The 18008-nt window shown below is 63.4% G+C and carries 20 protein-coding genes and 2 tRNA genes; 6 read left to right on the top strand and 16 right to left on the bottom strand.

What is annotated here, in order from left to right; genetic code table 11:
- Nucleotides 1-79 precede the first annotated feature (79 nt).
- The 3 genes from TQ98_RS25215 to TQ98_RS25205 all read right to left on the bottom strand — a co-directional run bounded on the left by TQ98_RS25215 (nt 80) and on the right by TQ98_RS25205 (nt 1737).
- The gene (locus TQ98_RS25215; RefSeq protein ID WP_044873068.1) at nt 80-814 is read right to left on the bottom strand and encodes a hypothetical protein; all 735 of its coding nucleotides are present in this window, start codon (nt 812-814) and stop codon (nt 80-82) included.
- Between the two features lie 211 nt (nt 815-1025).
- Nucleotides 1026-1361: a GrlR family regulatory protein gene (locus tag TQ98_RS25210; RefSeq protein WP_044873067.1), complete on the bottom strand. Its 336-nt coding sequence runs from the start codon at nt 1359-1361 to the stop codon at nt 1026-1028.
- Between the two features lie 118 nt (nt 1362-1479).
- Nucleotides 1480-1737, bottom strand: a complete 258-nt coding sequence (locus TQ98_RS25205; RefSeq protein WP_146036039.1) for a hypothetical protein — start codon at nt 1735-1737, stop codon at nt 1480-1482.
- Between the two features lie 222 nt (nt 1738-1959).
- Between TQ98_RS25205 and TQ98_RS25200 the strand changes: the two genes are divergently transcribed.
- A complete protein-coding gene (locus TQ98_RS25200; protein WP_044873065.1) occupies nt 1960-2754 on the top strand; it encodes a DNA adenine methylase in 795 nt (264 codons plus the stop codon).
- Nucleotides 2755-2829: 75 nt separating this feature from the next.
- Here TQ98_RS25200 and TQ98_RS25195 read toward each other — a convergent pair.
- The 13 genes from TQ98_RS25195 to TQ98_RS25135 form a co-directional block, all read right to left on the bottom strand.
- Nucleotides 2830-2905, bottom strand: a tRNA-Thr gene (locus tag TQ98_RS25195).
- Nucleotides 2906-3199: 294 nt separating this feature from the next.
- Nucleotides 3200-4414 carry a methyltransferase gene (locus TQ98_RS25190; RefSeq protein ID WP_044873064.1) on the bottom strand — a complete coding sequence of 405 codons (1215 nt, stop codon included), beginning with the start codon at nt 4412-4414 and terminating at the stop codon, nt 3200-3202.
- An 87-nt stretch (nt 4415-4501) separates the two neighbouring features.
- Nucleotides 4502-5191 carry an ABC transporter permease gene (locus tag TQ98_RS25185; protein ID WP_044873063.1) on the bottom strand — a complete coding sequence of 230 codons (690 nt, stop codon included), beginning with the start codon at nt 5189-5191 and terminating at the stop codon, nt 4502-4504.
- Entirely contained in the window at nt 5188-5883 is a 696-nt protein-coding gene (locus TQ98_RS25180; RefSeq protein WP_044873062.1) for an ABC transporter permease, read from the bottom strand. The genes TQ98_RS25185 and TQ98_RS25180 overlap by 4 nt, the downstream gene beginning before the upstream one ends.
- Before the next feature lie 48 nt (nt 5884-5931).
- Nucleotides 5932-6684, bottom strand: coding sequence for an ABC transporter substrate-binding protein (locus TQ98_RS25175; protein WP_044873061.1), 753 nt, complete (start codon nt 6682-6684; stop codon nt 5932-5934).
- A gap of 18 nt (nt 6685-6702) precedes the next feature.
- On the bottom strand, nt 6703-7476 hold the full coding sequence (locus tag TQ98_RS25170) for an ABC transporter ATP-binding protein (protein ID WP_044873060.1): 774 nt from the start codon (nt 7474-7476) through the stop codon (nt 6703-6705).
- Nucleotides 7477-7723: 247 nt separating this feature from the next.
- Complete coding sequence (locus TQ98_RS25165; RefSeq protein WP_044873059.1) at nt 7724-9727, bottom strand: EAL domain-containing protein; 2004 nt, start codon at nt 9725-9727, stop codon at nt 7724-7726.
- Between the two features lie 6 nt (nt 9728-9733).
- Complete coding sequence (locus TQ98_RS25160) at nt 9734-10285, bottom strand: heme NO-binding domain-containing protein (RefSeq protein ID WP_044873058.1); 552 nt, start codon at nt 10283-10285, stop codon at nt 9734-9736.
- A gap of 194 nt (nt 10286-10479) precedes the next feature.
- A tRNA-Phe gene (locus tag TQ98_RS25155) sits at nt 10480-10555 on the bottom strand.
- Nucleotides 10556-10631: 76 nt separating this feature from the next.
- Nucleotides 10632-10904 carry an oxidative damage protection protein gene (locus TQ98_RS25150; protein ID WP_044873057.1) on the bottom strand — a complete coding sequence of 91 codons (273 nt, stop codon included), beginning with the start codon at nt 10902-10904 and terminating at the stop codon, nt 10632-10634.
- On the bottom strand, nt 10901-11968 hold the full coding sequence (gene mutY, locus TQ98_RS25145) for an A/G-specific adenine glycosylase (RefSeq protein ID WP_044873056.1): 1068 nt from the start codon (nt 11966-11968) through the stop codon (nt 10901-10903). The genes TQ98_RS25150 and mutY overlap by 4 nt, the downstream gene beginning before the upstream one ends.
- A complete protein-coding gene (locus tag TQ98_RS25140; protein WP_044873055.1) occupies nt 11965-14196 on the bottom strand; it encodes an AsmA family protein in 2232 nt (743 codons plus the stop codon). Before TQ98_RS25140 ends, mutY begins: the two co-directional genes overlap by 4 nt.
- Nucleotides 14197-14352: 156 nt before the next feature.
- Nucleotides 14353-14751, bottom strand: a complete 399-nt coding sequence (locus TQ98_RS25135) for an acetyl-CoA sensor PanZ family protein (protein ID WP_044873054.1) — start codon at nt 14749-14751, stop codon at nt 14353-14355.
- Between the two features lie 127 nt (nt 14752-14878).
- On the opposite strand from TQ98_RS25135, the gene hisB reads away from it, so the two are divergent.
- The 5 genes from hisB to hisF are packed head-to-tail and all read left to right on the top strand — an operon-like array spanning nt 14879 to nt 17966.
- Nucleotides 14879-15472, top strand: a complete 594-nt coding sequence (gene hisB / locus TQ98_RS25130; RefSeq protein WP_044873053.1) for an imidazoleglycerol-phosphate dehydratase HisB — start codon at nt 14879-14881, stop codon at nt 15470-15472.
- Nucleotides 15472-16110, top strand: coding sequence for an imidazole glycerol phosphate synthase subunit HisH (hisH, locus tag TQ98_RS25125; protein WP_044873052.1), 639 nt, complete (start codon nt 15472-15474; stop codon nt 16108-16110). The genes hisB and hisH overlap by 1 nt, the downstream gene beginning before the upstream one ends.
- Before the next feature lie 4 nt (nt 16111-16114).
- Entirely contained in the window at nt 16115-16372 is a 258-nt protein-coding gene (locus TQ98_RS25120; protein WP_044873051.1) for a DUF2164 domain-containing protein, read from the top strand.
- 40 nt (nt 16373-16412) lie between these two features.
- Nucleotides 16413-17150, top strand: a complete 738-nt coding sequence (gene hisA, locus TQ98_RS25115; protein ID WP_016495212.1) for a 1-(5-phosphoribosyl)-5-[(5-phosphoribosylamino)methylideneamino]imidazole-4-carboxamide isomerase — start codon at nt 16413-16415, stop codon at nt 17148-17150.
- A gap of 45 nt (nt 17151-17195) precedes the next feature.
- Entirely contained in the window at nt 17196-17966 is a 771-nt protein-coding gene (gene hisF / locus TQ98_RS25110; RefSeq protein WP_044873050.1) for an imidazole glycerol phosphate synthase subunit HisF, read from the top strand.
- Nucleotides 17967-18008: the final 42 nt, after the last annotated feature.

Below are 18008 nucleotides of genomic sequence, written 5' to 3'. Positions count from 1 at the left end.
CGGCGCTAATGACGGAGCGCCGGCCGCGGCTCGGCTACGAGCGGGAACTGAAAGCGGTGTCGATAGTGTGCCAGCCGCTTTAGTTCTTTCGGGCCGTCACGCTCATCCAAGTACTGGTATCCGAATACCAACTAACACCGTCTCCACTCAAATAGCGGATAGTGTGTGAGCGGAGTTCGGAGATGTCGCCCTCATAGAGGGTGAATCTATAGCCAGGGTATGAGAAAACCCGCTCTTTACACTCGGCCGTAACACTAACTTGGTATTCGGTTGCGGTAAGTTTGAAGGTGCTCTCAAAGAACTGGTTAATTCTTGCGAGAAGCTGAGGGCCGATCACCTGCACTGGTCGATCGGGGAATTGGGCTCGCCCTCTATTGAGCTCCGCCCGCGTCTCCGCCTCTATGAGTCGCAGCTCCCGGTATTGCTCACGCGCAAGATCTTCGTTGAACCATAAAAATCCTTGCCAGATCTCACCTGGCTTTAGCCTTAATCCGGCGAAGACTGTTTGGTCAGCAGGGTTCTTTTCAAAATAAGAAAATGCTGGGATCCGAATCTGCCCTTTGTCGCTGGAAATATCTAGGTAGACCCGTTCTACATTGAGTGTTGATCCGCCATCATTCTCGAATTTCAAATGCCATTGTAAGTTGGTGATTCCAATTTTATGGCTGAGCGAAATTGAATGAAGGGGGGAGATTCTTAGAGTGGTGCCTTTAGCTTTTCGGATGAACCATGGCGCGACATTCATTGTGAAGCTGAGCCATGCAACGACTGCGGACCAAAATTTCCAATCAAGGTACCAAGCGCTGACTTCCATTTGAGTCCTCACAGTCATCCACGGGGGGCGGGCGCTCGCGCGCCGAGATCGCTTTGCTCCTGCTCCTGGTGCAGGCAAGTGCATCATGGCAGACAGGGTTTTGTACGTTCAATTGTACGTCTGACAAAAAACAAAGACCCCGCATCGCTGCGAGGCCTTGTTTTTATGGTGCCGGGACTACGAATTGAACCCGGCACCTATTAATTACAAGTCAAACGGCATCTGCAACCTTTTGGCCGCTGATTGAAATGCTGAGGTGCGGTGCGTTCTCGACTTGGCCTTGGAGGGACAGGGTGCCCTGCACGTAGTCGATGGCGCCTTGGACATTGAGCTTGAAGTGATCAAGGTTAACCACGGAGTGGTTGCCTGTGCGCCATTTATCAACAGACAACTGCCCGCTTACGGGGCCGCTTTCTGCAGAGAGCGTCCCTCGGTACAGGAAATGACCATCGCCTCCGTTAACGCTGCCGTCCTTGACTACCACCAAGCCTTCGCCGAAATCTGCGAGGTTGGATTGGAATCGCACGTGAAAAATACCCTGTGACATTGCGTTGCTCCTGCTTGATGAAGGAGTCCCGATGTTAGCGCATAGGTGATGGCAAATTGCACACAGCCTATGCGTTTGTGTCGGACGACCTCTAGCTGGCGGTCCGACGACAGGGAAGTCAGCGGTTAGAGTGGCCCCCTCGGCGGTCGGCCTCGTTCTTCCTGGCTGGGCGTTCATCGCGCCCTATGCCTCTGTAGTCGGGTCGGTACTCGGCGAATCGCTTGCGTAGATAGAGGCGAGCGCCCTCGGTGCCCAGCTCGTCGACCAGCAGCATAAGCGCGAAGCCGGCCAGATCCTCAGCGGTGGAAGGCGTCAGGATGAAGTCATGCTGCCGGCTCCTGACGGATATCATCGACTGGATGCTGATGTACCTCATAGTGCCCCCTTGAACGTTCAACTCTGAGCGCAGCCGCAAGCTGCCCAGCAACCTCCATCCCTGCACCCTAGAAGAGGAGCGGCCGGCCCTAGTGTTCCAGCACCCGGGCCGGCCGCTGAACCCGCAGACCGTACCTGCAAGCCCAGCCAAGGCTCCCCGCCTCGTGCACGAAGCGCGGTGAGTCTAACAACTGGATATTTATACAGTAAAGGCTTGCACAAAATGACCAATCCGATCGTTCCCTGGATGGGCGGCAAGCGCCGCCTGGCCGACCGTCTCATCCCGCTGTTCCCGCCCCATGAGTGCTACGTCGAGGTCTTTGCCGGCGGCGCTGCGCTCTTCTTCCTACGCCCGATGCCGGCTCCCGTTGAGGTGCTGAACGACATCAACGGCGACCTGGTGTGCCTCTACCGAGTGGTGCAGAACCACCTCGAGGAGTTCGTGCGTCAGTTCAAGTGGGCCCTCTCCAGTCGCCAGATCTTCGAGTGGCAGAAGATGACCCGCCCCGAAACCCTGACCGACATCCAGCGCGCCGCCCGTTTCTTCTACCTGCAGCACCACGCCTTCGGTGGCAAGGTGTCCGGGCAGACCTTCGGCACGGCTACCACCGGCCCGGCCATCAACCTGCTGCGCATTGAGGAGAACCTCTCCGCGGCTTGGCAGCGGCTGTCCGGTACTTATGTCGAGAGCCTGCCCTGGCTAGAGTGCGCCGAGCGCTACGACCGGTCGCACACCTTCCACTACATGGACCCGCCGTATTGGCAGACCGAGGGCTACGGTGTGGACTTCCCCTTCAAGAACTACGAGCTGATGGCCGACTTCATGCGGCGCTGCAAGGGGAGGGTGATGGTCAGCATCAATGACCATCCGGAGATCCGGCAGGTGTTCGAGGGTTTTCACCTGGAGGAATTGGAGATCCGGTACAGCAACACCAACCATCGCCAAGGCAAGGCCACTGTCACTGGCGAACTGGTGATCATGAACTGGGAGGCTGACCCGCTTGGGGCTCTGCTCTAGCGGGTAATTTTACGTCGAATTTTACGTAAGCCAGAAAAACGAAGGGCCTGCATCGCTGCAAGCCCTTGTTTTGTATGGTGCCGGCACCAGGAGTCGAACCCGGGACCTACTGATTACAAGTCAGTTGCTCTACCAGCTGAGCTATACCGGCCAGAAGGGGTCGCCATTATAGCGATTGGGCGTGGCGAGTAAACCTTTGCGCGGTAGACGCCTAGCAGTTTTCTTATCAGCGACAGGAAGCTTATTCACAATGGAGCTCAATTCCGGGGCTGCCGTTCTTGCGTTTTGTGCGGTGTTTCTCGGAATTCCTCAACCTGCTGTTTCTATTTGGTTTTCTTGGGTTGTCCAAAAAATGGGCAGTCTTGGTGAGGCGCGCAGGGCAAGGCCTTGCGATGGGTTGCCCAAATTTCATCAACAAAGTTATCCACAGGCTCTGTGGGTAAGTTCAGCGCTCGGCCAGCAGCAGGATATTGCGAGGGGTGAGCTGGGGCGGGCAGAAGGTGCCCAGGTTCACGCGGTAGCCCTGTTCCTCGAGGAACAGCGCCCGATCCAGCAGCAGCCAGAGTTCCAGCGGTCGGCGGAACAGGCTGCGGGGCAGCTCCAGGTTGCGCACCGTGGCGAGGCGCAGCCGACCCGCTGCTTCCAGCATGTCCCAGTCGCGTTCCGCCGGGGCGGGGAGCCCTTTCAGCGCGCAGAGGTCGTGGCAGTACTGGGCGAATGGCTTGTCCAGCCAGCTGGTGGGCAGGGAGGGGACGGGCAGGTAGTGGTCCTGGCCGCGCAGCTCCCGTTGCAGCAGGTCGAAGGCCAGGCGGCGGGCCATGGACTGGTCGCGCTGGCGCCGGACGCGAGCCCCGGCGGTGACGGTTTCACTGAGTGGCAGGCGCAGGTCGGCCAGGCTGAGGTGCAGCGTGGAAGCCTTGGCCGCCGCTGAAAGCGGCTGGTAGTCCGGCGTCTGGATGCGGTTGTAACAGCACGGCGCCACGGCGAGCTGGCGGCAGCCGGCGGCGCTGGCCAGCTGCAGCAGGCGCACGTGGAGGTCGCCGCAGGCATGCAGGGCCACCGGGGTGTGCGTGGTGTCGAGGTGCTGCGCGGCGCTGGCGGCCAGGGCGTCCTGTTCGCGGTGCTCGGCAGCGAGGCCCAGGCGCTGGCTGAGCTGTTGCCCGCTGGCGACCAGTTGCGGGTCCAGTTCAATGCAGGTCAGTGCCGTGCCGTCATGGGCGAGCCGGCGGCCCAGGTGCCCTTTGCCGGAGCACCAGTCCAGCCAGTGGCCGGGTGCGCTGCGAAAGTCCAGGCGGCTGGCGAAGGCGTCTATCTGCTGCCATTTGCGGCCCGGGACGTCGACAGTGAAGGTCGCCGGTACCGACCCTCTGCGTGTGGGCGGCAGTTCTCCGATGCTGCTGAGCGCGGCAGATTGCTCTGCCAGCTGTGGATAAGGTGCCGGCGCGGGCAACTGCTCGGGGTGGTTGTGGATGGCGTCCGCCTCGGCCAGCGTGCGTTGGCGCAGCCAGTGGGCCAGCTCGGGATGGCGGCCTTCCCAGGACAATTCCAGTTCGGTGAAGGGCGTCGGTCGCCAGATGTCCTGGTGGGTACGCAGGAAGTCGTCCAGGGCGTCGAAGCGTTCCCGCAATTGCGGGCCTTGGAGGGGCGCGGGGCTGGTCATGCTGGCGGAACGGCGGGGAACAGGGGCGGCGATTATAGCGTCGCCGGAACCGCTCCTCATCCGGGGACGAGGAGCGGTCGGGATGGATCAGCGGCCCTGCAGGGCGTCTACCCGCAGCTTGCGCTCGAGCAGGCGGAAGGCCCGCACCAGCACGTAGGCGATCACCAGGTAGAACACACCAGCGGCGAAGAAGATCTCCACCGGCAGGTAGGTGCGAGCGATGATGGTGCGCGACATGCCGGTGAGCTCCAGCAGGGTGACGGTGCTGGCCAGGGCGCTTGCCTTGACCATCAGGATCACTTCGTTGCTGTAGGCCGGCAGGCCGATGCGCGCCGCGCGCGGCAGGATGATGTAGAACAACGCCTGGAAGCGCGACATGCCCAGGGCCCGCGCCGCTTCGATCTCGCCCGGCGGCACCGCCTGGATGGCGCCACGCAGGATCTCGGCGATATAGGCCGCGGTGTGCAGGGTCATGGTGATGACCGCACACCAGAAGGGGTCGCGCAGGTAGGGCCAGAACGGTCCCTTGCGCACCGCATCGAACTGCGCCAGGCCGTAGTAGACCAGGAACAGCTGGACCAGCAGCGGGGTGCCACGGAAGAAGAAGATGTAGCTGTAGGGCAGGGCGCGCACGTACCAGTGGTTGGAGGAGCGCGCAATGCCCATGGGAATGGCCAGGATCAGGCCGGCGATCACCGCGATGGCCACCAGCTCCAGGGTCAGGACAGCGCCCTGGGCCAGCTGCGGCAGGTATTTGAGGATGATTTCCCAGTTCATGCTGCGCTCCGCTTGAAGCCGCGGCCCGCGCGCTTCTCAAGCCAATGCATGCCGATCATCGCGAGGATGGTCAGGCCCAGGTAGATGAAGGCGGCAACCATGAAGAAGGTGAAGGGCTGCTTGCTCGCGGTTACGGCGATCTGCGAGCGGCGCATGATCTCTTCGAGGCCGATCACGGAAACCAGTGCGGTGTCCTTCATCAGGATCATGAACAGGTTGCCCAGGCCCGGCAGGGCGATGCGCCACATTTGCGGCAGGATCACTCGCCAGAGGATGCGACCGCTGGAAAGCCCCAGGGCCATGCCGGCTTCGCGATGCCCCTTGGGGATGGCCAGGATGGCGCCGCGAAAGACCTCGGTGGCGTAGGAGCCGAAGCACAGGCCGAGGGCGATGGTGCCGGCGGCGAAGGCATTGAGCTCCAGTTCGGGCCTGCCGAACCATTCACCCAGGGCATGCATCAGGTTGACCGTGCCGAAGTAGATCAGCAGTACCCAGAGCAACTCGGGCACACCGCGCACGATGGTGGAGTAGGTGCCACCCAGCCACTGCAGCGGCTTGATGGAAGAAGTCCTGGCCAGTGCACCAAGCAGACCGAGCACCAAGCCCACCGCCAGCGCGCACAGCGCCAGTTTGATGGTCATGAGGGCGCCCGCGGCCAGGGCCGGGCCGAATCCGTAGAGGTTCAGGTTCATGAGGGTTCAGGCGCCGGTGCCGCCAGCGGGCGGCACCGGACGGGCAGGTCAGTAGATGCTGAAGGGGAAGTACTTGTCGTTGATCTTCTTGTAGGTGCCGTCAGCGACGATTTCCTTCAGTGCGGCATTGATGCGCTCGCGCAGCGGGTCACCCTTGCGCACGGCGATGCCGATCTTGTCGTTGTCGAACACCGGCTCGCCCTTGAACTCGAAGTCCTTGCCGGCATCGCTCTTGAGCCATTCCCAGTTCACGAACTTGTCGGCCAGCACGCCGTCGACGCGGCCGGAGGACAGGTCAAGGTAGGCGTTTTCCTGGGTGTCGTAGAGCTTGATGTCCACCACGTCGGACATGTTGTCCTCCAGCCAGGTACCGGCGATGGTGGCGCGCTGGGCGCCGATCACCTTGCCTTTCAGGCTGGCCTTGTCGGTCTTGAAGTCACTGCCTTTCGGAGCGATGAACTGCAGCTTGTTGGTGTAGTAGGGGTCGGTGAAGTCGACGGCCTGCTTGCGCTCTTCAGTGATGGACATGGAGGCGGCGATGAAGTCGAACTTCTTGGCGTTCAGGGCGGGGATGATGCCGTCCCAGTCGGAGGTGACCACTTCGCACTCGGCCTTCATCTTGGCGCAGAGGGCCTGGGCGATCTCAACGTCGAAGCCGCCGACCTGGCCGCTGGCGTCGATGAGGTTGAAGGGCGGGTAGGCGCCTTCGGTGCCGATCTTCAGCTTGTCGGCGGCAACGGCGCTGGTGCCGAAAGCGAGAGTGGCTGCAGCAGCCAGCAGAATCTTCTTGTAGTTCTTCATGCGATCTTGCTCCGTGTTTTAGCGATTGCTGGACATGAATTGTTTACAGCGTGCCGACTGCGGGTTGTCAAATACCTGCTGCGGCGGTCCCTGCTCTTCTACCAGCCCCTGGTGAAGGAATACCACTTCGCTGGAAACGTTCCGGGCGAAGTTCATTTCATGGGTGACCAGCAGCATGGTGCGGCCTTCCTCGGCCAGCGCGCGGATCACGTTAAGCACTTCCTGGACCATCTCGGGGTCGAGCGCCGAGGTGGGTTCGTCGAACAGGATCACCTTGGGCTGCATGGCCAGGGTGCGGGCGATCGCGGCGCGCTGTTGCTGGCCGCCGGAAAGCTGGGTGGGGTACACGTGGCGCTTGTCGGCGATGCCGACCTTGGCCAGCAGGGCTTCGGCCATTTCGGTGGCCTCGGCCCTGCTCTGGCCGAGCACGCGGCGCGGTGCTTCGATGATGTTGTCGAGCACCGTCATGTGCGGCCAGAGGTTGAAATTCTGGAAGACGAAGCCGATCTCGCTGCGCATGCGATTGATCTGTTTGCTGTCGGCGGCTACCAACTCGCCGGTGCGGTTCGGCTTCAGCTTGAGTTCCTCGCCGGCCACCAGGATCTGGCCCTCGTGCGGGTTCTCCAGCAGGTTGATGCAGCGCAGGAAGGTGGATTTGCCGGAACCGGAGGAGCCGAGGATGGAGATCACATCACCGTCATTGGCGGTGAGGGAGATGCCCTTGAGCACTTCGAGATCGCCGTAGCGTTTGTGCAGGTTGCGGATTTCAAGCGCTGGCGTGGCTTGGGCCATGGGGGGTCCTCTTATTGTTCGGGGGCACTCTGGCGGTGGGGCGGCCTTCCTGGCGATGGGGGAAGCTAGCATAGCGCTTCGCCAGGCGCCAAGCGTGCCGGGAGCGCTGAAATGGCGCCGCGGGAAAGGTTGTCGCATCGCTGCAGTTGCTTGTCGCGGTATCTAAAAAGGCCCGGAATTGCGCTGCAGGGCACGGGCGGCGCGGCTTTGTGTCGTTCAAGTTAGTTTCTCTTTGATAATCAAATGGTTATCTGGATTGCGGGGCGGAAGGTGACGAATCGGTCGCTTTTTGCCCGGCAAGCGAGGACCTGTCTTCCAGCAACAAGGCGAACGCGGCAGCGGATAGTGGCCGGGCGAAGAAGTAGCCCTGGCCGAAGTCGCAGTCCAGGGACTTGAGGATCGCCAGGTGTTTGGCCGTTTCGACGCCTTCGGCGACCGCTTCGATGCCCAGGTTGCGGGCCAGGCTGAGGATGGTCTGCACGATTTGCCGGCCTTCCGGGCACTGGTCGAGCTGGGTCACGAAGGAACGGTCGATCTTCAGGACATCCATGCGGAAGCGGTGCAGGTAGCTCAGGGAGGAGTAGCCGGTGCCGAAGTCATCGATGCTGATGCGCACGCCCAGTTCATGGAGCTGGTTCAGCACCGTAGCGGTGCGCTCGGAGTCGGCCATGGACACGCTTTCGGTTATCTCGAGGCGCACGCAGTCCGGGCGAATTCCGGTTTCGACGATGATGCTGCCCACCTGCAGCACCAGGTCGTGCTGGGCGAACTGGCGAGCCGAGAGGTTCACGCTCACCGTCAGGGGATCGGGACGGGGATATTCCCGGTGCCAGCGGGCCATGGTGGTGCAGGCTTCCCGTAGTACCCAGAGGCCGAGGGGCAGGATCAGGCCGGTGTCCTCGGCCACCTGGATGAAGTCGCCGGGATATACCCGTTCGGTGGCAGATTTCTGCCAGCGCACCAGGGCTTCCACGCCCACGATCTGCTCGCCTGTTAGCCGGACGATGGGCTGGTAGTGCAGGACGAATTCGCCGTTGTGCAGGGCCTGGCGCAGTTGGTTCTCCAGCGTCAGGCGCTCCACGGCCACTTCCTGCATGCTGCGGTCGAAGAGTTCGAAGCGATGCTTGCCCAGGGTCTTGGCGCGATACATGGCGAGGTCCGCATGGCGGAGGATTTCCGCCGCCGATTCATAGCCGAGGTCGCTCGGCGCGATGCCGATGCTGGCGCTGATATAGAGCTGCTCGCCATTGATGAAGAAGGGCGGCTCCAGCGCGGCCATCAGGCGCTCGGCGACCCGCACCGGGGAGTCGGCGTCGTCGACGTCGTCCAGCAGGATGGTGAATTCGTCACCGCCCATCCGCGCCAGGGTGTCGGTCTGCCTGAGGCAGGCCCCAAGGCGCGCGGCGACCTGGATGATGAGCAGGTCGCCGGCCAGGTGGCCGAGGCTGTCGTTGACCAGCTTGAAGCGATCCAGGTCGATGAAGAGCACCGCGAAGGTCGATTCCCGATGCCGGTTGCCACGAGCCACGGCGCGGGACAGCCGGTCGGCGAAGAGTGCGCGGTTGGGCAGGCCGGTCAGCGGGTCGTGGAAGGCATCGATCAATTGCTCTTCGACGCGCTTGCGTTCCACTACCCGGCCCATCTGCACGCCGATCTGCGCCATCAGATGCAGCAGCTTTTCATCCGGCTCCAGCACGCTGTCGGCAAAGAACTCCAGCACGCCGACCACCTCACTGCCCACCAGCACCGGGAAGGCCGCCGCGGCCTTCAGCCTGGCCTGCTCCGCGGCATCAATGCGGCAGAACTCCGGACTCTGCGGGATGTTGCTGATCCAGGCTGGAGCCGCACTCGCGAGGACGCGTCCCGGCAGGCCAAGGCCGGGGGCGAACTCCATCGCCTCGGTCACCGCCCGGAAGTTCAGAAAGCGTGGTTCGTCGGCGTAATGCCAGATTCCAGTCGAGCGCAGGCGCGGTTCCCCTTCTACGTGGGTGGTCAGGTAGGCGTGGCCGATTTTCCAGTTGGTGAACTGGCAAATGCTGTTGACGGTGAAGCTCAGTCCATCTGCCACTGATGCAGCGCCGTTGGCGGCATCGGCGATGGACTCCAGCAACTGGAGCTGCTGCTGCTTTTCATAGAGCTCGCGCAGGCCGTGCTCGGCGATCAGCTCCGCTTCCAGGCGCGCCTGATGCTCGCGCTGCAGGCGTCGTCGCAGCTTGTCGGCTTCCGAGTCCTTTCGGGTGGGGCGGTCCATGGTGGGTCAGCTCGGGCGTTTGTCGTGGAAGGTGATCCGACAGCGGCACTCCGGATCTCCGCGATGCATGCAGTCCAGGTGCTCGAAGTCGAGCGTCTCGTTGAAATGGATGGCGGCACCTTCGATGAAGCCCTGGGCCAGGGCGCAGAGTCGCCGGGGGGAACGGTAGGTCATATGCAGCGAACCGTCCGGCTCATCTCTGAAGCCGAAGGTGGGCACGTCGGCCCCCGGATAAATCTTGCGGACTTCGGGATGGATGATGGAATTGACGCTGAGGACGAAGGAGCGGGTTGAGTCGTGGGTGCTGAAATAGGCTGGGTAGCGGAGGGCCAGCGATGGCATGGCTTCCCGGCCGAACCATCGCAGCACATCGAAGGGCGGCATCCCGAGCGCTTCGGAGGCTGCGCCCACCAGCCGGTACATATGTTCGTCCGGGTAACTGCCGAGGGAGGTGTACGCACCATCCAGCCCTGCGCCTTCCAGCAGGGCATCCCAGGCATCCTCGCCCTGGTGCCGGATGACCACTTCTTCGAGCAGGTTGAAGACTATCCCTTTCATTCAGCGCTCCCGTGCCCACAGGATCGGCCCCGCCAGGAGCGGTTCCGGTCCGGCGCTCATAACAGGGTTCGGAGTTTTGCTGAGAGGTTAGCAGCGCCTCCCGCTTTGTGCCTGAAGGGCTCGCGGAGGCGAAGAGGGAAGGGGTGGAAAACAAAAAGCCCCAGCACATGGCCGGGGCTTTCTGACGGTATTAGTGGTGCCCAGGGACGGAATCGAACCGCCGACACGGGGATTTTCAATCCCCTGCTCTACCGACTGAGCTACCTGGGCAACGGGGCGCTATTAAACGGATTTGCCGGCACCTCGTCAACACCCTTTCGAAAAAATTTTTAGTTTTTTCGGGCGCTTACGCGCTCGGGGGGACATAACCCTCGGCCTGGGCGTATTCCTCACCGGAGAGAAACTTGTCCATTTCAGCCTGGAGGAACTTGCGGTCCTCGGCGTTCATCATGTTCAGGCGACGCTCGTTGATCAGCATGGTCTGGTGGGCCTGCCACTCGTCCCAGGCTTTCTTGGAGACGTTATTGAAGATGTCCTCGCCCTTGGCGCCCGGATACGGCGGACGCTCCAGGCCCGGCAGTTCCTCTTTGAATTTGCGGCACATCACGGTGCGGGTCATTTCGTCTCTCCTGCATTCAGTACATCGGCCGCGCGTTTGAGCAGCTTCTTCACCGGAGCGGCTAGCCCCAGGCGCGGCGGGGTGGCGAGGTTATACCAGAGCCAGTCGCCCTCGGCCACGACGGGGGCGCTGCCTTGCACCTCGACCAGCCAGGGTTCGATGGCCAGCTGGAAATGGCTGAAGGTGTGGGTCAGGCCGGGTAGTTCGCGGCGCTCGCCGAGGCGCAGTGCATGCTGGCTGGCCAGGGGGGTGAGGGCGTCGAGGTCGTCCAGTTCCGGCAGGCTCCAGAGCCCGCCCCAGAGGCCGCTGGATGGGCGGCGGTAAAGCAGGATGGCGCCATCTCGGCTGGCCAGGAGCGGCATCAGGGTGCGCTTCTGCGGCAGTGCCTTGCGTGGTTTGGGGGCGGGATAGGCGGTTTCCCGGCCGAGCAAGTGCGCACGGCAGCCGCTCTGCAGGGGGCAGAGCATGCAGCTGGGCTTGCTGCGGGTGCAGAGGGTGGCGCCGAGGTCCATCATTGCCTGGGTGTAATGGTTGACCCTGGCGTGAGGGGTGAAGCGTTCGGCCACGTCCCAGAGCTGTTTGGCCACCTTGGGCTCGCCCGGATAGCCCTCCTGGGCGACGTAGCGCGCCAGCACCCGCTTCACGTTGCCGTCGAGGATCGGTGCGCGCACGCCCATGGACAGGCTGGCGATGGCGCCAGCGGTGGAGCGGCCGATGCCGGGCAGCTCGGAGAGCCGTTCGACGTCGCGGGGGAATTCACCGCCGTACTCGGCCACCACCTTCTTCGCGGTTTTCTGCAGGTTGCGGGCGCGGGTGTAGTAGCCAAGTCCGGTCCAGAGGTGCAGCACTTCGTCTTCCGGCGCGGCTGCCAGGGCCTGCACGGTGGGCAGGGCCTCCATGAAGCGATCGAAGTAGCCGAGCACCGTGCTGACCTGGGTCTGCTGCAGCATGATTTCGGACACCCAGACGCGATAGGGGGTGATGCCCTGCTGCCAGGGCAGGTCCTTGCGTCCGTGGCGGTCGTACCAGTCGAGTACGGCGCCGGAAAACTGCTCGGGAGTCATCGCTTGAACAGCCCCTTGAGTGCGTCCTTCAGCTCAGGGCTGACCTTGTCGCCGAGCTTCTCTTCAATTTTTTCATTGAGCTTGTCGCCGGCCAGCTTGGCGGCCACCTTGCCCATGCCGTCCTTGTCCAGGCGGCAGGCCTTGGCGCCGAGCTCCAGCGGGCCACGGCAGCGCAGCGGCCACTCGATGCCGACGTAGCGCTCGTTGACCTGGCAGGCCGGGTCCGGCATCTCGCTCTTGTCCCCTTCGATGACCACACCCACGCGGTAATCGAGGCCCAGCACACGCAGGTCGACATCGCCATCACCCTTGACGTTGAGGCCAGGAATGCTGGCGCGCAGGTCGGGGTTGCTGGCCACGCCGTTGACGAAGTTGAGCGAACCCTTGAGCTCCTGGAAGGGCGTTTCACTGCCGCCGTGGGTGTTACTCAGCGACTTGCGGTTGAGGGTGGCGATGCCCTGGCAGAGCTGTTGTTCGAGGTTGGCATCGAGCAGCGCGCCGTCGTTCAGGACGAAGCTGGCAGTGCCGTTCAGGCCGTCGATCCAGGCTTTCTGGCTGTTGCCGCTGCTGCTGATGTCAGCCGTCATGTCCAGCAGGCCGCGCACCGGCGGTTTCTGCTCCTGGGTCTGGAGCAGCTTTTCCACAGGCACGTTGCTGATGCGCTTCTGACCCTTGAGCAGGGGCACGGCCGAGCGTGCGTCGAGCTGCGCATTGGCCTGAAAGCTGCCGCCGAACAGGCCGCCGCGCAGGTCTTCGAGGGTCAGCAGGCCGCCCTTGCCGTTGGCCTTGAGGCTGAAATCGTCCATGGGCAGCTTGTCGATGGTCAGTTCGCCGACGTTCAGGGTCGCTTCCAGGTCCACCTTGCGCAGCTGGTCCACCGGCAACACGGGTGCCTCGCTCCAGGCTGCCTGGGTCGGGGCGTTGGGCAGCGGCGTGTTGCCCTGGCTGGCGCTGGCCACCGTGGCCTTCACTTCGGCTTTGCGGGCGGTCTGGGCTTCCTGCTTGTCCTTCTGCTTCGGCGGCAGGTAGCGGTCGAGGTCGAGCTTGTCGCCCTTGAGCTGGATGCGCACGGCCTTGCTGGCGATGTCGGCCACCGCCAGCCGGCCAGTGAAGGTGCTGTCGTCGAGCTTCAGGTTCAGGCCTTCGAAGACCAGGCTGTTGGGGCTGCCACTGAGCTTGGTCACCAGCTCGAATTTCTGCAGGGCGTTGGCGTCGCTCATCGGTGGCAGCTCGACGCCGACACCGGTAAGGAACTCACGCAGGTTGAGCGGGGCGATGGACAGGCCGCCTTCCAGGCGGGCGTCCTTGGCCAGGTCATGCACTTTCAGCTCGCCGAGGGCGCGCATCTGATTCGCGGTGAGCTTCAGGCTGTTCCACTCGGCGACGTTGGCGGCGAGGTCGGCCAGCAGTTGGCCCTGGGCGTTGAAGGCCACGGTCTTGCCCTTGAACGGCTCGCCCGAGGCTTCGCCGTTCAGCTTGAGGTCTTCCAGCTGATAGCGCTTCAGGGCGCGCTCGAAGCGCAGGTTCGCGGTGAGGTCGGTCTTGGCGCGCAGCACCGGCTGGTTGGTGCCGAAGAAGGCACTGAGCTTGATCGGGATGCTAGTGCCTTCGCGGATGGCGCCCGTGGTGAGTTCGATGCCTTCGGCGCTGAATTGCTTGCCGGTCTTGGCGTCGGTGTAGTCGACGCGGGCGTTGCGCACGGTGAGGCTGTCGATATCCAGCTTGACCGGACGTGCCGGTCGTTCGACAGCAGGCGCCGGCTGGGCTTCACCGGTCGGCGCAGGGCTGGCCGGCGTGCTGGCCTGGGTGCTTTCCGGGGCCTTGGCCGGGCGGCCGATGTCTTCCCAGTTGCCGTGGCCCTTGTCGTCGCGTTGCAGGTCGAGGTTGAGGCCTTCCACACGGATATCGCTCATCTGCACTTCGCGGCGCAGCAGCGGCAGTACGCGTACCGAGAGTCCGATCATCTCGAGGTTGGCGAACGGCTTCTCCGGGGAGGCGGCGCTGGCCAGGGTGGCCTGGTGCAGTTCGAGGCCGAGCCAGGGGAAGAGGCTCCAGCCGATGTCGCCGTTGAGGGTCAGTTCCAGATTGGCCTTGTCCCGGGCCAGTTGCTGGATTTCGTCCTTGTAGTCGTTGGGGTCGAACAGGTGGGTCAGGGCGAAGCCCGCCGCCACGATGATCAGCAACAGCCCGAGGAAGATGAGGCCCAGGATTTTGCCGAAGGCTTTCATTGGCCAGTCCTTGTGGTGGATCGCGTGAATTGAAGGTGCCGAGTATAGCGCCGGGCCATTAGTCGTGGCCTACGGTGGCGCGCGGTTCGGCGCCCCGGTCAGGGACTTTGGATGATGATTTGCGCCAGGGGTTCAGCCTCCGACGGCAACGATGCCTCAGAGGCTTTCCAGCGGCAGGTGCAGGCGCGCGGCCAGGGCCTGGCTTTCCAGGTGGTCCCGTGGAGCGGCCAGGTGTAGCGGTTTGCCGGCTTCACGCGCCAGGCGGGCGGCTTCCTCCACCAGTCGGCGGCCGACGCCGCGATTGCGGGTCACCTTGCGCACACAGAGATGGGACAAGCGCCAGTGTCGCTCGCCGCGCACCACCAGGGCTGCACCCAGCAGGCGGTCGTTGAAGCGGCCGGCTACCAGCAGCCCTTCGGCCAGCCCGCGCTCGACCAGCTCTGCGGCGTCGGAGTAGGGCGGCAGCAGCCAGGCCGGGGCGTCGGCATAGATCTTCGCCAGGTCGTCGCGATCCTGTTGGGACGGGTTGCTCAGGGTCTCGACTAGTACGGGCATGGGGGCTCCTGGAGGGGGCTGCGGGCAGGCCGGAAAGTGTAAACCCCGCCGACCGCTGTCGGTAGCCGCGCCAAGGGTGGGCGGCCTATAATGGCGCACTTTTTCGTGAGCTTTTGTGGAGCTGGTGATGGCCGAACGCACGGCATCCGTCGAACGCAATACCCTGGAAACCCAGATCAAGGTCTCGATCAACCTGGATGGCACCGGCAAGGCGCGCTTCGATATCGGCGTACCTTTCCTTGAGCACATGCTCGACCAGATCGCCCGCCATGGCCTGATCGACCTGGACATCGAGTGCAAGGGCGATCTGCATATCGACGATCACCACACCGTGGAAGACGTCGGCATCACCCTCGGCCAGGCCTTCACCCAGGCCATCGGCGACAAGAAGGGCATCGTGCGTTACGGCCACTCCTATGTGCCGCTCGATGAAGCCCTGTCCCGCGTGGTCATCGACTTCTCCGGCCGCCCCGGCCTGCAGATGCACGTTCCCTTCACCCGCGCGGTGGTAGGCGGCTTCGACGTCGACCTGTTCCAGGAGTTCTTCCAGGGCTTCGTCAACCACGCCCTGGTGACGCTGCACATCGACAACCTGCGTGGCCACAACACCCACCACCAGATCGAAACCGTCTTCAAGGCCTTCGGCCGCGCCCTGCGCATGGCCGTCGAGCGCGATCCGCGCATGGCCGGCCAGATGCCCTCCACCAAGGGCGTGCTCTGATGCAGACGGTTGCAGTCATCGATTACGGCATGGGCAACCTGCACTCGGTTTCCAAGGCCCTTGAACACGTAGGCGCCGGTCGGGTGCTGGTCACCAGCGATGCCGATGTGATCCGCGAGGCAGACCGGGTGGTCTTCCCCGGCGTCGGCGCCATCCGCGATTGCATGGCGGAGATCCGTCGCCTGGGCTTCGACAGCCTGGTGCAGGAAGTCAGCAAGGATCGTCCCTTCCTCGGCATCTGCGTCGGCATGCAGGCACTGCTGGAGCGCAGCGAGGAGAACGACGGCGTCGATTGCATCGGCCTGTTCCCCGGCCAGGTGCGCTTCTTCGGCAAGGACCTGGTCGAGGACGGTGCGCACCTGAAAGTGCCGCACATGGGCTGGAACGAGGTGCAGCAGAGCGTGGCCCACCCGCTCTGGCACAACATCCCCGATCGCGCGCGCTTCTACTTCGTGCACAGCTACTACATCGAGGCCGGCAATCCCAAGCAGGTAGTCGGCCGCGGCCACTACGGCAAGGATTTCGCCGCGGCGCTGGCCGAAGGCTCGCGCTTCGCCGTGCAGTTCCACCCGGAAAAGAGCCATACCCACGGCCTGCAATTGCTGCAGAACTTCGCCGCCTGGGATGGCCGCTGGTAAGTCCATGAGCCGCGCGAAGAAGGCTCCGAGCCTGCAACTGGACGCCGCCCTGACCGATGGGGCGGTGTTGGCGATCAAGCGTTTCATGGCTGATCGCTTCGAGCTGGAACTGGGTTCCTTCGAGGCCGAGGAAGTCCTCGACTTCTTCGCCCGGGAGTTCGCGCCGCATTTCTACAACAAGGCGATCTCCGATGTGCAGGCGCACCTGAAAGACAGGTTCGAAAGCATCGAGAGCGACTTGTGGGCGCTCGAGAAAGACTGAGCGCCAAGCCGAATCCACTGACTTCGAACAGGTTGAACCGATGCTGATTATCCCCGCTATCGATCTGAAGGACGGCGCCTGCGTGCGCCTGCGCCAAGGCCGCATGGAAGACTCCACCGTGTTCTCCGATGACCCGGTGAGCATGGCCGCCAAATGGGTGGAAGGTGGCTGCCGCCGCCTGCACCTGGTGGACCTGAACGGCGCCTTCGAAGGCAAGCCGGTGAACGGTGAGGTGGTCACCGCCATCGCCAAGCGTTACCCGAACCTGCCGATCCAGATCGGCGGCGGCATCCGCTCCCTGGAAACCATCGAGCACTACGTCAAGGCCGGCGTCAGTTACGTGATCATCGGCACCAAGGCGGTGAAGGAACCCGAATTCGTCACCGAGGCCTGCAAGGCCTTCCCGGGCAAGGTCATCGTCGGTCTGGACGCGAAGGATGGCTTCGTCGCCACCGACGGCTGGGCCGAAGTGAGCAGCGTGCAGGCGGTTGACCTGGCCCGCCGCTTCGAGGCCGACGGCGTGTCCGCCATCGTCTACACCGACATCGCCAAGGACGGGATGATGCAGGGCTGCAACGTCGAGGCCACCGCGGCCCTGGCCGCCGCCAGCCGCATCCCGGTGATCGCTTCCGGCGGTATCCACAACCTCGGTGACATCGAGAAGCTGCTGGCCGCCAAGGCCCCCGGCATCATCGGCGCCATCACCGGCCGCGCCATCTACGAGGGCACCCTGGATGTAGCCGAGGCGCAGGCCTTCTGCGACAGCTACAAGGGTTAATCGACGGCCAACGGTGCGCATGGCGCACCTTACGGGAACACTGTTATGGCACTGGCAAAACGCATCATCCCCTGCCTCGACGTGGACAACGGCCGCGTGGTCAAGGGCGTCAAGTTCGAGAACATCCGCGACGCCGGCGACCCGGTGGAAATTGCCCGCCGTTACGATGAGCAGGGTGCCGACGAAATCACCTTCCTCGACATCACTGCCAGCGTCGACGGCCGTGACACCACCTTGCACACCGTGGAACGCATGGCCAGCCAGGTCTTCATCCCGCTGACCGTGGGGGGGGGCGTGCGCACCGTGCAGGACATCCGCAACCTGCTCAACGCTGGTGCCGACAAGGTGTCCATCAACACCGCCGCAGTCTTCACCCCCGAGTTCGTGGGTGAGGCGGCAGCACGTTTCGGCTCCCAGTGCATCGTGGTCGCCATCGACGCCAAGAAAGTCTCGGGCCCGGGGGAAACCCCGCGCTGGGAAATCTTCACCCATGGCGGGCGCAAGCCCACTGGCCTGGATGCCGTGGCCTGGGCGAAGAAGATGGAAGACCTGGGCGCCGGTGAGATCCTGCTCACCAGCATGGACCAGGACGGTGTGAAGAGCGGTTACGACCTGGGCGTCACCCGCGCCATCAGCGAGACCGTCGGGATTCCGGTGATCGCCTCCGGCGGCGTCGGCAATCTCGAGCACCTGGCTGCCGGCATCCTGGAAGGCAAGGCCGACGCGGTTCTGGCGGCGAGCATCTTCCACTTCGGCGAATACACTGTGCCCGAAGCCAAGGCCTACCTGGCCAGCCGCGGCATCCTGGTGCGCTGAGCACGATTCTTGCCTTGCATTGGCCCAGGCTGTCCGCGTGAC

The sequence above is a fragment of the Pseudomonas sp. LFM046 genome (genome assembly GCF_000949385.2).
Classification (GTDB): Bacteria; Pseudomonadota; Gammaproteobacteria; order Pseudomonadales; family Pseudomonadaceae; genus Metapseudomonas.
This window is presented reverse-complemented; position numbering and strand designations above follow the sequence as displayed.

Excerpts from the sequence above, each read along its gene's own strand:
- TQ98_RS25135 (WP_044873054.1), bottom strand. The coding sequence starts at position 14,751 with ATGCCCGTACTAGTCGAGACCCTGAGCAACCCGTCCCAACAGGATCGC.
- TQ98_RS25170 (WP_044873060.1), bottom strand. The coding sequence starts at position 7,476 with ATGGCCCAAGCCACGCCAGCGCTTGAAATCCGCAACCTGCACAAACGC.
- mutY (WP_044873056.1), bottom strand. The coding sequence starts at position 11,968 with ATGACTCCCGAGCAGTTTTCCGGCGCCGTACTCGACTGGTACGACCGC.
- TQ98_RS25200 (WP_044873065.1), top strand. The coding sequence starts at position 1,960 with ATGACCAATCCGATCGTTCCCTGGATGGGCGGCAAGCGCCGCCTGGCC.
- TQ98_RS25215 (WP_044873068.1), bottom strand. The coding sequence starts at position 814 with ATGGAAGTCAGCGCTTGGTACCTTGATTGGAAATTTTGGTCCGCAGTC.
- TQ98_RS25205 (WP_146036039.1), bottom strand. The coding sequence starts at position 1,737 with ATGAGGTACATCAGCATCCAGTCGATGATATCCGTCAGGAGCCGGCAG.
- TQ98_RS25210 (WP_044873067.1), bottom strand. The coding sequence starts at position 1,361 with ATGTCACAGGGTATTTTTCACGTGCGATTCCAATCCAACCTCGCAGAT.
- TQ98_RS25180 (WP_044873062.1), bottom strand. The coding sequence starts at position 5,883 with ATGAACCTGAACCTCTACGGATTCGGCCCGGCCCTGGCCGCGGGCGCC.
- TQ98_RS25175 (WP_044873061.1), bottom strand. The coding sequence starts at position 6,684 with ATGAAGAACTACAAGAAGATTCTGCTGGCTGCTGCAGCCACTCTCGCT.
- TQ98_RS25120 (WP_044873051.1), top strand. The coding sequence starts at position 16,115 with ATGAGCCGCGCGAAGAAGGCTCCGAGCCTGCAACTGGACGCCGCCCTG.
- hisB (WP_044873053.1), top strand. The coding sequence starts at position 14,879 with ATGGCCGAACGCACGGCATCCGTCGAACGCAATACCCTGGAAACCCAG.
- TQ98_RS25150 (WP_044873057.1), bottom strand. The coding sequence starts at position 10,904 with ATGACCCGCACCGTGATGTGCCGCAAATTCAAAGAGGAACTGCCGGGC.
- TQ98_RS25185 (WP_044873063.1), bottom strand. The coding sequence starts at position 5,191 with ATGAACTGGGAAATCATCCTCAAATACCTGCCGCAGCTGGCCCAGGGC.
- TQ98_RS25140 (WP_044873055.1), bottom strand. The coding sequence starts at position 14,196 with ATGAAAGCCTTCGGCAAAATCCTGGGCCTCATCTTCCTCGGGCTGTTG.
- TQ98_RS25190 (WP_044873064.1), bottom strand. The coding sequence starts at position 4,414 with ATGACCAGCCCCGCGCCCCTCCAAGGCCCGCAATTGCGGGAACGCTTC.
- hisF (WP_044873050.1), top strand. The coding sequence starts at position 17,196 with ATGGCACTGGCAAAACGCATCATCCCCTGCCTCGACGTGGACAACGGC.
- TQ98_RS25165 (WP_044873059.1), bottom strand. The coding sequence starts at position 9,727 with ATGGACCGCCCCACCCGAAAGGACTCGGAAGCCGACAAGCTGCGACGA.
- hisA (WP_016495212.1), top strand. The coding sequence starts at position 16,413 with ATGCTGATTATCCCCGCTATCGATCTGAAGGACGGCGCCTGCGTGCGC.
- TQ98_RS25160 (WP_044873058.1), bottom strand. The coding sequence starts at position 10,285 with ATGAAAGGGATAGTCTTCAACCTGCTCGAAGAAGTGGTCATCCGGCAC.
- hisH (WP_044873052.1), top strand. The coding sequence starts at position 15,472 with ATGCAGACGGTTGCAGTCATCGATTACGGCATGGGCAACCTGCACTCG.